Origin of the sequence: Hymenobacter daecheongensis DSM 21074, assembly GCF_900141805.1 — a bacterium.
Classification (GTDB): Bacteria; Bacteroidota; Bacteroidia; order Cytophagales; family Hymenobacteraceae; genus Hymenobacter; species Hymenobacter daecheongensis.
The window spans coordinates 614315-626540 of sequence record NZ_FQYN01000001.1 but is presented as its reverse complement, the minus strand read 5'-3'; the positions used below and the strand labels follow the sequence as shown (position 1 = coordinate 626540).

The 12226-nt window shown below is 61.6% G+C and carries 11 protein-coding genes; 10 read left to right on the top strand and 1 reads right to left on the bottom strand.

Annotated elements, in window-relative coordinates; genetic code table 11:
- Positions 1-56: 56 nt before the first annotated feature.
- Positions 57-1166, bottom strand: coding sequence for a DNA replication/repair protein RecF (recF, locus tag BUB62_RS02715; RefSeq protein ID WP_073105771.1), 1110 nt, complete (start codon positions 1164-1166; stop codon positions 57-59).
- 274 nt (positions 1167-1440) lie between these two features.
- Between recF and pdhA the strand changes: the two genes are divergently transcribed.
- The 10 genes from pdhA to BUB62_RS02665 all read left to right on the top strand — a co-directional run bounded on the left by pdhA (position 1441) and on the right by BUB62_RS02665 (position 11964).
- On the top strand, positions 1441-2403 hold the full coding sequence (gene pdhA / locus BUB62_RS02710) for a pyruvate dehydrogenase (acetyl-transferring) E1 component subunit alpha (RefSeq protein WP_143164001.1): 963 nt from the start codon (positions 1441-1443) through the stop codon (positions 2401-2403).
- A 55-nt stretch (positions 2404-2458) separates the two neighbouring features.
- Positions 2459-3232, top strand: coding sequence for a tetratricopeptide repeat protein (locus BUB62_RS02705; protein WP_143163993.1), 774 nt, complete (start codon positions 2459-2461; stop codon positions 3230-3232).
- A 163-nt stretch (positions 3233-3395) separates the two neighbouring features.
- The gene (gene ribH, locus BUB62_RS02700) at positions 3396-3872 is read left to right on the top strand and encodes a 6,7-dimethyl-8-ribityllumazine synthase (RefSeq protein WP_073105767.1); all 477 of its coding nucleotides are present in this window, start codon (positions 3396-3398) and stop codon (positions 3870-3872) included.
- 258 nt (positions 3873-4130) lie between these two features.
- Positions 4131-4514 (top strand): TraR/DksA family transcriptional regulator, encoded by a 384-nt coding sequence (locus BUB62_RS02695; protein WP_073105765.1) that lies wholly within the window; start codon positions 4131-4133, stop codon positions 4512-4514.
- A 180-nt stretch (positions 4515-4694) separates the two neighbouring features.
- Complete coding sequence (locus tag BUB62_RS02690) at positions 4695-6617, top strand: pseudouridine synthase (protein WP_073105763.1); 1923 nt, start codon at positions 4695-4697, stop codon at positions 6615-6617.
- Between the two features lie 99 nt (positions 6618-6716).
- Positions 6717-7460 (top strand): type III pantothenate kinase, encoded by a 744-nt coding sequence (locus BUB62_RS02685; protein ID WP_073105760.1) that lies wholly within the window; start codon positions 6717-6719, stop codon positions 7458-7460.
- Positions 7447-8793 carry a BamG family beta-barrel-assembly machinery protein gene (locus BUB62_RS02680; RefSeq protein WP_073105758.1) on the top strand — a complete coding sequence of 449 codons (1347 nt, stop codon included), beginning with the start codon at positions 7447-7449 and terminating at the stop codon, positions 8791-8793. Before BUB62_RS02685 ends, BUB62_RS02680 begins: the two co-directional genes overlap by 14 nt.
- Before the next feature lie 10 nt (positions 8794-8803).
- On the top strand, positions 8804-9409 hold the full coding sequence (gene lptC, locus BUB62_RS02675; protein ID WP_073106016.1) for an LPS export ABC transporter periplasmic protein LptC: 606 nt from the start codon (positions 8804-8806) through the stop codon (positions 9407-9409).
- A complete protein-coding gene (locus BUB62_RS02670; RefSeq protein ID WP_073105756.1) occupies positions 9409-9705 on the top strand; it encodes a hypothetical protein in 297 nt (98 codons plus the stop codon). Before lptC ends, BUB62_RS02670 begins: the two co-directional genes overlap by 1 nt.
- Before the next feature lie 132 nt (positions 9706-9837).
- Positions 9838-11964: a peptidylprolyl isomerase gene (locus BUB62_RS02665; RefSeq protein WP_073105754.1), complete on the top strand. Its 2127-nt coding sequence runs from the start codon at positions 9838-9840 to the stop codon at positions 11962-11964.
- Positions 11965-12226: the final 262 nt, after the last annotated feature.

Here is a 12226-nt window from a genome sequence, read left to right as displayed (position 1 = left end):
AACCCTGACTATAGAAGGGGAAGCATCGGTACTTGCAAAGGTAGCCCGCAGGAAAGCTAAAGCGCCGTGACGGTCCCCTTTTCTACCCGGAAGCGGCTGATCTGCTCCGAGAGGTTGGCCAGTACTCGGTCGGTGCGGTCCAGGTGCGTATCGGTCAGGAAGACTTGGCCGAACGTGCGGTCGGCGACCAGCTGCAGCAGGCGAGTGATGCGCTTCTCGTCGAGGCGGTCGAAGATGTCGTCGAGTAGGAGAAGGGGCTTATGCTGCTTGCGCTCGGCCAGAATCTCGAACTGCGCCAGCTTGAGAGCAATGGCGTAGGACTTCTGCTGGCCTTGCGAGCCGAAGTTTTTCACCGAACCTTCATCCATCAGAAAAACGAAGTCGTCCTTGTGGGGGCCGATGGTGGTGCGCTGCAGCACCAGATCCTTGCGCTCGGCGGTGCGGAGCAAGTGAGCAAAGTCGGCACCGGGGAGCTGGCTCTTGTAGTCGAGGGTTACGGTTTCGCGGCTGTCGGCCAGCTGCTGATAGTGGCGCTGGAAGATGGGCGTGAAATCAGCCAGGAACTGCTGCCGCAGCTGCACCAATTGCTCGCCGGCGGGCACCAGCTGCTCATCCAGCGCCAGCAGATAATCCCGGTCGTAGCTCTGGCGGTCGGCGGCTTGCTTGAGCAGCGCATTGCGCTGGCGCAGGATGTAGTTGTAAGCCATCAGCAGCTCCAGGTAGTCGTGATTGAGCTGCGAGATGAGACTGTCGAAATACTTGCGCCGCTCCTCGCTGCCCTGCCGGATCAGGTCGGTATCGTAGGGCGAGATGAGCACCACGGGAAAGCGGCCGATGTGGTCGGAGATACGGTCGTAGGTCTGCTTGTTGCGCGTCACGGCTTTCTTCTGGCCCTGGCGCAGGCTGCATTGAATGGTGTCGCGCGTGTCGTCGGGCGGGGTGCAGAACCGGCCGCGCACCACGAAGAACTCTTCACCCTGCTTGATGCTCTGGGCATCGGCGGCGGTAAAGGCGCTCTTGGTCAGGGCCAGATAATGGATGGCATCGAGCAGATTGGTCTTGCCGCTGCCGTTGTCGCCGATGAAGCAATTGATGTGCGGGGAGAAACGTAAGTTGGCCTCGTCGTAGTTCTTAAAGAACAGCAGATGCAGAGTTTCAAGAATCATTCGGGGTTCGGAATTGCAATCCTTTTACGTACTTTCGCATCCCAAACGCGAACAACCGAGCACGATGGCGGAGACGAAAGTAAAGGCTACTTCAAAACCTTCCAATTCGACGAGTAAATCGTCGGGCAAGAAGGCTGCTACTAAACCCACGGCCGCTACCGATACGGTGGAACAGCCTGATTCAGTATTGCCGCCCAACGGCCAGGACCAAGTCCCTACCAACGCTCCCAAAGCCAGCAGCCCTGCCACGCCTGAGTTTCCAAAGGAGACGTACATGCAGTGGTACGAGCAGATGGTGATGATGCGCAAGTTTGAGGAGAAGGCCGGTCAGCTCTACGGGCAGCAGAAGATTAAGGGTTTCTGCCATCTCTACATCGGGCAGGAAGCCTGCGTGGCTGGGGCCGTTTCGGCGCTTACCAAAGGTGACAAGTGGATTACCGCTTACCGCGACCATGCCCACCCGCTGGCCCTGGGCACCTCGCCGAACGCCATCATGGCTGAGCTGTTTGCCAAAGCCACCGGCTGCTCGAAAGGCAAGGGCGGCTCTATGCACATGTTCGATAAGGCCGTGAACTTCATTGGCGGCCACGGCATCGTGGGCGGGCAGGTGCCGCTGGGCGCCGGGCTGGCTTTCGCGGAGAAATACAACAAGACCGGAAATCTCTGCATTTGCTACATGGGTGATGGAGCCGTGCGCCAGGGTGCGCTGCACGAAGCCTTCAACATGGCTATGCTGTGGAAGCTGCCCGTCATCTTCGTGGTCGAGAACAACGGTTACGCAATGGGCACTTCCGTGCAGCGCACTTCCAACGTGACGGACCTGTACACGCTGGGCGAAGGATACGATATGCCGTCGGAGCCAGTGAACGGCATGAACGTGGAAGACATTCATAACGCCGTGGCCCGCGCCGCCGAGCGTGCCCGCGCCGGTGAAGGCCCTACCTTCCTGGAGTTCAAAACCTACCGCTACAAAGGCCACTCGATGAGCGACCCGGCCAAGTACCGCACCAAAGAAGAGCTGGAAGAGTACCGCCAGCGCGACTCCATTGAGGCCGTGCGGCACACCATCCTCACCCACAACATGGCGACGGAAGCGGATCTGATGGCTATCGACGAGAAGATCAAAGCCCAGGTGCAGGAGTCGGTTGATTTTGCCGAAAACTCGCCTTACCCTACTGCCGACGAGCTGTACAAGGATGTGTACGTACAGCAGGATTACCCCTACATCCGCGACTAACCCCGCGGCGGAACTTTCCCCGGCCTAGCGGCCGTCTTTCCAGAAATCAACAGTAATGTCTAAGATTCCCTACACGCGCAACAGCCCGCAAAATCGTCCTCAGCCGCAGCCGGTTCCGGCGGACCCCAATGAGCCCACCGGCCCTCTCACGCCCGAGCATCCGCTGTTCGAAGACCCCGATGCGCTGGCCGCCCGGCTGGCCGAGTCGGAGGATTTCCTGCGTCGCAACAAAACTGCATTGCTCAGTCTGCTGGCGGTAGTGGTGCTGGCCGTGGTAGGCGCGTTTGGCTACTACACCTGGCGCACCTCGCAGGATGAAAAAGCGCAGGCTGCCATGTTCCAGGCCGTGAACTATTGGGAAGCCGACTCGATGCAGAAAGCCATGAAAGGCGACGGGCAGTACGATGGCCTCGAAGCCGTGGCCGCGGAGTACGGCGGCACCAAGGCCGGTAACATGGCCAACTTCTACGCCGGCGTAGCCTCGCTGAAGGAAGGCAAGTTTCAGGCGGCCATCGACTACCTGGAAGATTTCAGCTCCGATGATCTGCTGGTGCAGGCCCGCGCCTACGCTCTGCTCGGCGATGCCAACCTGGAGTTGAACAAAGCCAAGGAAGCCGCCGACTTCTACAACAAAGCCGCCAACTACAACGCCAACGAGTTCTTCTCGCCCGGCTACCTGCTGAAAGAAGCCACCGCCCGCGAGCTGGCCAAAGACTACACCGGTGCCATTGCAGCCTACGACAAGATCCTGACCGACTACCAGACTTCGGTAGAGGCCAGCGAAGCCAAACAGTTCAAGGCCCGCGCCGAAGGGCTGGCCGGCAAGTAAGCCCCCGATGCACCCTCATTCAGAGCTGCGCTTTTCCGCGAGGGAAGGCGCAGTTTCTTTTTTGCGCCGCCAGCTGTCTGTTGTGAGTTGCCAGTCTCTGCAACGATAAACCCACAACCCACAACTGGCTAATAACAACCGACAACCAACAACTAACAACGCAATGGCAACCTCACTCAAAAACTTGAGCGACTACACCTCCGCCCATTTCATCGATATTTCTGACAAGCGCTTCGGCATAGTGGTGGCCGAGTGGAACCGCGAAATCACCGACGTGCTCAGCCAGGGAGCCTACGAAACGCTGCTCAAGCACGGAGCCAAGGAGGAGAACATCTTCCGCAACACCGTGCCCGGCAGCTTCGAGCTGACGCTGGGGGCCCAGCTACTGGCCCAGCACGAGGAAATCGATGCCGTCATTTGCCTCGGGGTCGTCATTCAGGGCGAAACCAAGCACGACGACTATATCTGCCACGCCGTGGCCAGCGGCATTACCAACGTGGGGCTCAAGTTCAACAAGCCGGTCATCTTTGGCCTGGTGACTACCAACACCTTGGAGCAGGCCTGGGACCGGGCCGGCGGCAAGCACGGCAATAAGGGCGTGGAAGGAGCCGTGGCCGCCATTCACATGCTGGGTTTCTGATGCTTCGGCCGCCGACCGCCCGATCCTGACAAAGCGCAACAATAGGGCGGTATCGGACAAAAGCGTAGCTTTGCGCCCGAATCATGCCGGACCATATCCGGGCTGCAAGAAGTCAGCGCATGAGCTTCCGGCGCTGAAATCCGGTCAAACCAATTTGCCGGAGTTCATGTTGGGGGGCCAGATGCGTGAGCTTTGCCAGTCGTGCAATGCCAGGCAAGTGACTAACCTTCAATACGTTAAATTTTTCTCTGACCCAACATGAGTGAAGAAAACCTACGGTATTCCAGGGAGGAACTGAGTGAGTTCCAGGATATTATCCAGGAGAAACTCACCGCCGCCCGGAAGGAAGTCGCCTTCATCAAGGAGACGCTGAGCCGCCGCAACGATTCGGGCACCGACAACACCGCATCTTCGTCGAAGGTGCTGGAAGACGGAGCCGACACTGCCGAAAAAGAGAGCATGAACCAGTTGGCCTCGCGCCAGATGAAGTTCATCCAGCAACTCGAAAACGCCCTCATCCGCATTAAAAACGGAACCTACGGCGTGTGCATCGGTACGGGCAAGCTGATTTCGAAGGAGCGCCTGCGGGCGGTGCCGCATACGCAGCACTCCATCGAAGCCAAGATGGCCCGCCGCGACTAAGCACGCTACTGCTTTTTCATTGTATACATTCTGCCCGGACTTTCGGCCGGCTCGTTCGGGCCGGTTCGCTGGTCCGGGCACTGTTTTCCGGGGTAGTTCGTTTGAACACTTTCCGGTCCTGGTTTTTGAATTTCTGTTTTCACTCGTACCGTAGCGATACGGCACTCCTTCCTTGCAACCATGAGCAAGCAACACTTCTCCGGCGATAAGCCCGAACGTCGCAACTCCGCCGGCTCCCGGCCCGCGGGCGGCCCCAATGGCCCTCGCAACTACCCGCCCCGCCCCGCCGAGGGCAGCACCGGCGGCGGCAACCGCTTCGGCAACGACAGCCCCAAAGGCCGCGACTTTTCTTCCCGGCCATCGTTCGGCCGCTCGGCTGGCAAGCCGGGCGAAGGCGGCGGCTTTGGCGGCAAACGCTTCGGCGGCAATGATTCGGGACCGAAGAAATTCGGCTCGCAGGGCGGCTTCAACCGGCCCGAGGGCGCAGGTAGCCGGGGCAGCTTTGGTGCCGGTGCCCGCCGCGAAGGCTCCGACGACACCCGCCGTCCGTTCAACCGCGAAGGCGGTAACGACCGGCCATCCTTTGGCAGCCGTGATGGGGGCAACCGCCCGACGCGCCCCTTCAACCGCGAGCAGGACAGCCGGCCACCCCGCTCGTTTGACCGGGACGCGCCGCGCCGCTTCGAGAGCCGCGGCGACGACCGCCGCAGCTTCGGCGACCGGGAAAAGCCGCGCGATGAGCGCCCGGCCCGCCCCTACGAGCCCAAGGCCAACTGGCCCGGCCAGCCGTATCGGCAGGAGGGCAAGCCGGCCGTGCCGCGCGGCGACCACGGCGAGCGAAACCGCAAATTCAAAAAGGCCAACCCATTTGAGCAGGAGTCGGGCACCAGCCAGCCGCTGCCGCCCACGCCGGCCCCGGCCGCTGAGCGCTTTGAGCGGGATGCGGATATGGGTCCGAACCGCGCCATCCGGCCGGCCCGGCCCTTCGATTTCCGCAAGCCGCCGGAAGAGTTTACCCGCGAGGAGAATGACCGCACCGAGCGGCCGGAGCGCCGCGAAGGCGGCTTTGGCAGCCGCAGCTTTGGCGAGCGGCCGGCCTTCGGCAACAAGCCTACCGGCGACCGAGGCACTTACGCCGACCGCAACGCCGCACCACGCCGCTTTGACGACGACAAGCGGGGCGCGACCAGCTCCCGCGAAGAGGGCAAGCCCTATGGCAATGAGCGCAACCCGCGCATCAGCCCCAGCTCCGATAAGCGCTTTGCCACCTCCAACCGGGCCGACAAGCCCAAGCGGGGCGAGGTAGCGGGTGAAGCGCCATCGTATGCCAACCTGAAGCACTACGAAGACGACAAAACCCGTGGCAACAAGCGCCGCCGCGAAGAGGAGAAGACCGACGCGGTGCGCCTGAACCGCTACATTGCCAACGCCGGCATCTGCTCGCGCCGCGACGCGGATGAGCTGATTGCCGCCGGCGAAATAAAGGTGAACGGCGAGGTAGTGACCGAAATGGGCTACCAGGTAAAGCCCACCGATACAGTGCAGTATGGCAAAACCAACCTGAACCGCGAGAAGCAGGTGTATGTGCTGCTGAACAAGCCCAAGGACTTCATTACGACCACCGAAGACCCTGAGGGCCGCAAAACGGTGATGGACCTGGTGGCTACGGCCTCCAAGGAGCGCATTTTCCCGGTGGGCCGCCTCGACCGCAACACCACAGGCCTGCTGCTCTTCACTAATGATGGGGAGGTGGCGCAGAAACTCTCGCACCCGTCGCACAAGAACAAGAAGATCTATCAGGCGGAGCTGAACAAGCCGCTGACGGAAGAGCACCTACGCCAGATTGCGGAAGGCCTGGAGTTGGAAGACGGCAAAGCCGACGTGGATGATGTGGCCATTGTGGCCGGCAACGCCCATTTCGTGGGCATTGAGCTGCACCTGGGCCGCAACCGCATTGTGCGGCGCATATTCGAGCACCTCGGCTACGAGGTGGTAGCGCTGGACCGCGTGCAGTACGCCGGCCTGACCAAGAAGGACCTGCCGCGCGGCAAGTGGCGCTTTTTGAGCGAAAAGGAAGTAATCCGGCTGAAGTATTTCATGTAGCAGGCAACCCGCTGCCCGCCCACCGACTCGTGAAGTTGGGGGGCGGGCAGCACTGCTTTGTGCCGCCGGCCCGTTCGGCCCGTAATTTCTCTTGTCCTCATGCGTACCCTGGTCTTCGATATCGGCAATACGGCCGTGAAATACGGCTGCTTCGAGGACGACGTGCTGCGCGAATCGGCGGGCGGGCACACGCTGGAGGCGGTGCCGGAAACCGTGGCGCGGCTCCGGCCCGACCATGTACTGGTGGCCTCGGTGGCGGAACCCACGGCCGAATGGGCGGCGCGGCTGCGGCCACTGGTGCCGGGCCGGGTGCTGGAGTTTAAGCCCGCCACCACGCCGCTGCCCCTGCGGAATACCTACGCCACGCCCGACACGCTGGGGGCCGACCGGCTGGCCGCCGCCGTGGGCGCGGCCTGGCTGCGCCCCGCCGCCGATACGCTGATCGTGGATGCCGGCACGGCCCTGAAGTGCGACTGGGTGGAGGGCGGCCATACGTTTCGGGGCGGTAGCATCGCGCCAGGGCTGCGCATGCGCTTCGAGGCCTTGCACCAGCTCACGGGCCGCCTGCCGCTGGTAGCCCTGCCCGCCGACACGGCGGCCCCGCTGCCCCTCACTGGCGACGACACGCAGTCGGCCATCCGGAGCGGGGTGCTGAACGGGGCGGTGGCGGAGGTCAACGGCTTCATTGCGCAGTACCGGCAGCACAGCCCGCAACTGGGCGTGGTGCTGGCCGGCGGCGATGCCCGGTTTTTTCAACCCCGGCTGAAAGGCCATATCTTTGTCATTCCGGAGCTCGTGCTACTCGGGCTTCACCGAATATTGGTGCACAATGTTGAAAACTAAATTCGCCGGCCTCGTGGGGCTGACTCTGTTGGGCCTGTGGGCCGCGCCACGCACGCAGGGGCAGGGCCTCGGCAACTCGCCCTACTCCCGCATCGGCTTCGGCGACTTTGCGGGCAACGTGGGCGGCGTGCGGCAGCTGGGCATGGGCGGCGTAGGGCTGGCTGCGCCCAACAGCACGAACGTGAACGAGCTGAACCCGGCCATGCTGGCTTACATTTCGCGCACTACCTACGAGGCCGGCTTTAATGCCCTGCTGCGCCGGCTGCATACCGTGAACCAGTCAAACCGGACGGGCAGCGCCTCGCTGGGCTATCTGGCGCTGGCGGTGCCGCTTTCCAAAAGCTGGGGAGCCGCCGCCGGTCTGAAGCCCTACACGTCCGTCGACTACGAGGCCAACACCGTGACCACCGTGGCCGGTGACCCCGACACAAAGGCCCAGCTGCAGGAGCGCGGCAAAGGCGGCTTGTCGGAAGCGTACCTAGCGCAGGGCTACCGCCTCGGCAAGGGGCTGGCGGTGGGCGTCACGGCCTCCTACGTGTTCGGCAGCATCGACCTCTCTACGGGCACCGCGCTGGCCCGCAACACCGATACGGCCGCCGATATCACGCGGGTGGTGCGTACCGAGCAGATCCACTACTCCGACTTTGCTTTCCGGGGCGCGCTGCACTACCGCGGCAAAGTGAATGATAAGCTCAATTACAACCTGGGCGGCGTATACAGCTTCAAGACCAACCTGAACGGCACCCGCAGCCAGGCGCAGCGCCGCGAAACCCTGGATGGCTTCGAAGTGGAGCGCTTCGATGAGCTGGTGGATCAGAAAGGCAAATCCATCGTGCCGGCCCTGGCCCAGGTCGGGGTTAGCTTTGATAACAACAAGAACTGGAGCGCCAACGTGGACGTGGCCCACCAGCAATGGTCGAAATACCAGGCCTTCACCAGCTCGGCCACATCGGCACGGCTCGACAACACGCTGCGCGTGGGCGTGGGCGGCGAGTACACGCCGGATGCCACTTCCGTAGAAAACTACTTCAAGCGCATCACTTACCGGGCGGGCCTGAACGTGGCTCAGATGCCGTATCAGCCCAACGGGCAGGCGCTGTATGACCGCTCAGTGAGCTGGGGCTTCGCCTTCCCGCTGCCCAGCGCCACCCCGCTCGATGCCACCGTTATCGGGCTGGCCTTCACCTACGGGCAGCGCGGCAACCTCGACACCTACCAGCTCCGCGACGCTGCCGGCACGCGCACCGTGAACAACGTGAAGGACGACTACCTGCGCCTGCAGCTGGGCGTGACGCTGAACAACCGCTGGTTTATCAAGCGCCGCATTGAATAAGCTTATGGCCATGAAGCCCGTCTTCTCCTCCAACCGATGCTGGCTGCTGTTGTCCCTGGTGGCAATAGCCGGCCTGGGCGCGGGCTGCGAAAAGAAAGACGCGGCCACCACCAAGAAGATGGTGTACAAGGGGCCGACGGTGGAAGTGACCAACGTGCTGACGCTCATCAGCGACTCGGCCAAGCTCCAGATTCGCCTCACGGCCCCGCTGGAGCAAACCTTCGAGTCGGGCGACCAGCTATACCCCAAGGGCGTGAAAGTCACCTTCTACGGCGACGGCGGCCGCACCGTGGTGAACACGCTAAGCGGCAACTACGGCAAGTACGACAAGAACAAGAACCTCTATGTAGTGCGCGGCGACGTGCGGGTGAAAAACGAGCAGAAGCAGCAGAAGATGAACACCGAAGAGCTGTTCTACGACAAAGCCAAAGCCCAGATCTACACCCAGCCGGCCACCTTCGTGCGCGTCGAAACCCTGACGGAAGTGCTGACCGGCTACGGCCTGACCGCCAACCAGGACTTCTCGCGCTACCGCATCATGAAGCCGGAAGGCATTTTCACCCTCGATGCGGCCGCCACCCCTTCTGCGCCCCAACCTAGCCCCCAAAAACCCTGATGCGGCAGCTGCTGAAGCAATTCTGGGCCCCCGGCATGGGCCGCACCGTGCTGTTTTCGGTGGCCGTGGTCACGTTCGTCATCGGCGTGTATCAGACCCTGGTGGAAAACAATCCGCAGAAGCCCCTGGAAAGTCTGCAGCGCAATTACTTTGTGTTCATGATTTCCCTGGCCTGCACCATGTATTACCGCTACCTCAAGCAGCGCGAAAACGAGGCGGCCGCCAAAGCGCAGGCAGCGCGGAAGCCGCCGGGCAAAACCGTTAAAATTCCGGCGCACCCCAAGCGCCGAAACTAGCTTTCTCCCTGAAAGTTGCCCGCCCGAAGTAGCCTTCGGGCGTTGTTGTATAGCACCGGCTTTGAATGTCCGGCGGATTCTGGTTATTTTGCGCCTCTTTGTACTTTTCTTACCGCGCTTTTTTTCAAGTAAATGGCATTAATTAACACGATTCGGGAAAAATCGAGCTGGGCCGTTGGCATCGTTGCCATTGGTCTGCTGCTTTTCATCGTCGGAGGCGACCTGATCGGCGGCAAGAACCGCCTGTTCAACCGCAATGAAAACGTCGTGGGCGAGGTCGCCGGCGAGAAAGTAGACTACAACGAGTTTCAGGTGGCCGTAGAGCAGGCCAAGCAGCAGTTCATTGCCCAGCAGGGCCGCCAGCCCGACGAGCAGACGATGGGCTACCTGCGCGACCAGGCCTGGAACCAGACCATTTACCGCATTGCCTTCCAGAAGGAATTCGACAAGCTGGGCCTGAAAGTATCGGACGACGAGCTGACCGACATGGTGCAGGGCAAGAACATTCACCCCAGCATCCGCCAGGCCTTCACCGACCCCAAAACCCAGCAGTTCGACCGCGCCAAGGTGATTGAGTACCTGCGCAACCTCGACAAGCTGCCGCCCCAGGCCCAGGATGCTTTCCGCAACTTCGAAGCCAACCTCGGCCCCGAGCGCCTCGCCAACAAGTACAACAACCTGCTCAAGATTTCGACCTACGTAACGACGGCCGAAGCCAAGCTGTTTGGCGAAAACCAAAACACGAAAGCTAACTTCCGCTACCTGCTGGTGCCGTATTTCTCCATCTCCGACTCGGCGGTGAAAGTGACGGATGCCCAGCTGCAGGCCTACCTCGACAAGAACCAGGCGCGCTACAAAGTAGAAGACGGCCGCACCATCGAGTACGTGACCATTCCGGTAACGGCTTCCAAAGAAGACAGCCTGAGCGTGCGCAAAACCGTGGACGAGCTGACCGCGCAGTTCAGCACCGCCCCCAGCGACTCGCTGTTTGTGAAGCTCAACTCCGACCAGCCCTACAACGCGGCCTACGTGTCGCCGGCGGATATGCCCGAGAAGCTCCGCAGCCAGCAGCCGCTGAAAGTGGGCCAGGTATATGGCCCCTACGCCGAGAATGGCGTGTATTCGATCTTCAAGGTAACCGGCCAGAAAGCCGGCACCCAGGCTTCAGCCCGCGCCAGCCACATCCTCATCAAGGCCGAAGGCGCTACGCCGGAGGCGGAGGCCGCCGCTAAGGCCAAGGCGCAGGACTTGCTGAACAAGATCAAAGGCGGGGCTGATTTCGCGGCTATGGCGCGCCAGTTCGGCACCGATGGCACCAAGGAGCAGGGCGGCGACCTGGGCTGGTTCACGCAGGGCCGCATGGTGCCCGAGTTCGAGAAAGCCGTATTCGGCGCCACTTCGGCCGGCCTGCTGCCCAACCTGGTAAAGACCTCGTTCGGCTACCACATCATCAAAATCACGGCTCCGAAAACCAACCAGACCTACCAGATTGCCGCGGTGCAGAAAAACATCGTGCCTTCGGATGCTACCCGTGAAGCTGCTTACGCCCGCGCCCAGGAGCTGAAAGGTCAGGCCACCGATCTGGAGTCGTTCCGCAAGCTGGTGACCAAGGACAAGACCCTGCAGAAGCTGGAAGCCAAAGGCCTGGGCCGCGGCGACCGGGCCGTGGGTGGCCTGCAGGATGCCCGCGAACTGGTGCGCTGGTCGTACGGGGCTGGCCAGGGCGGCAAAGCCACGAAAGTGGGCGACGTTTCCGACGTGTTTGAAATCAACGGCCAGTACGTTATTGCCGCCCTCACCGGCGAGCGGACCAAAGGCGTAGCCGACGTAGCCAGCATGAAGCCCGAGTTGACCGCGCAGGTGCGCAACGAGGAAAAAGCCAAGCAGATCATGGCCAAGCTGGAAGGCAAGCAGGGCACGCTGGAGCAGCTGGCTGCCGCCTACGGCCCCGCCGCCCAGGTAAAAACCGCTTCTGATGTAGTGCTGGGCACGGGCGTAATTCAGGGCCTCGGCGGCGAGCCGGTGGCACTGGGCAAAGCTTTCGGCCTGAAAGCCGGTCAGAAGTCGGCCCCAATTCAGGGCGAGCAGGGTGTGCTGGTGATAGAGGGCGGCACCATCGTGAAGCCCACCGCGCAGCAGGACGTGAAGGCCCTGCGCCAGCAGCTGGCCGCGCAGCGCACCGCCCGCGTGGATGGCGCTACCTACGAGGCCGTGAAGGCCCGTGCCGAAATCAAAGACAACCGCACCAAGTTCTTCTAAGCCGCTACGCGCTTAGAGCCGCAAAAGGGCTGTACCTTCGGGTGCAGCCCTTTTTGTTTGGCAGGGTTATCTGAAAACAGTGTGTCATCCTGAGCAGAGCGAAGGACCTTATCACGTCAGAACAAGTCGTTGCTACATCTGTCCTTCTATCGTGGTAAGGTCCTTCGCAAGCTCAGGATGACAAAGGGCCTTATTGCTGTCATCCTTTCAGCCTGGAATGAAACCCAACCGTCCGGGGTTTACCTTACCGCTATCATTCACC

Coding starts and splice junctions, on each gene's coding strand:
- recF (WP_073105771.1), bottom strand. CDS start 1,166: ATGATTCTTGAAACTCTGCATCTGCTGTTCTTTAAGAACTACGACGAG.
- pdhA (WP_143164001.1), top strand. CDS start 1,441: ATGCAGTGGTACGAGCAGATGGTGATGATGCGCAAGTTTGAGGAGAAG.
- BUB62_RS02705 (WP_143163993.1), top strand. CDS start 2,459: ATGTCTAAGATTCCCTACACGCGCAACAGCCCGCAAAATCGTCCTCAG.
- ribH (WP_073105767.1), top strand. CDS start 3,396: ATGGCAACCTCACTCAAAAACTTGAGCGACTACACCTCCGCCCATTTC.
- BUB62_RS02695 (WP_073105765.1), top strand. CDS start 4,131: ATGAGTGAAGAAAACCTACGGTATTCCAGGGAGGAACTGAGTGAGTTC.
- BUB62_RS02690 (WP_073105763.1), top strand. CDS start 4,695: ATGAGCAAGCAACACTTCTCCGGCGATAAGCCCGAACGTCGCAACTCC.
- BUB62_RS02685 (WP_073105760.1), top strand. CDS start 6,717: ATGCGTACCCTGGTCTTCGATATCGGCAATACGGCCGTGAAATACGGC.
- BUB62_RS02680 (WP_073105758.1), top strand. CDS start 7,447: ATGTTGAAAACTAAATTCGCCGGCCTCGTGGGGCTGACTCTGTTGGGC.
- lptC (WP_073106016.1), top strand. CDS start 8,804: ATGAAGCCCGTCTTCTCCTCCAACCGATGCTGGCTGCTGTTGTCCCTG.
- BUB62_RS02670 (WP_073105756.1), top strand. CDS start 9,409: ATGCGGCAGCTGCTGAAGCAATTCTGGGCCCCCGGCATGGGCCGCACC.
- BUB62_RS02665 (WP_073105754.1), top strand. CDS start 9,838: ATGGCATTAATTAACACGATTCGGGAAAAATCGAGCTGGGCCGTTGGC.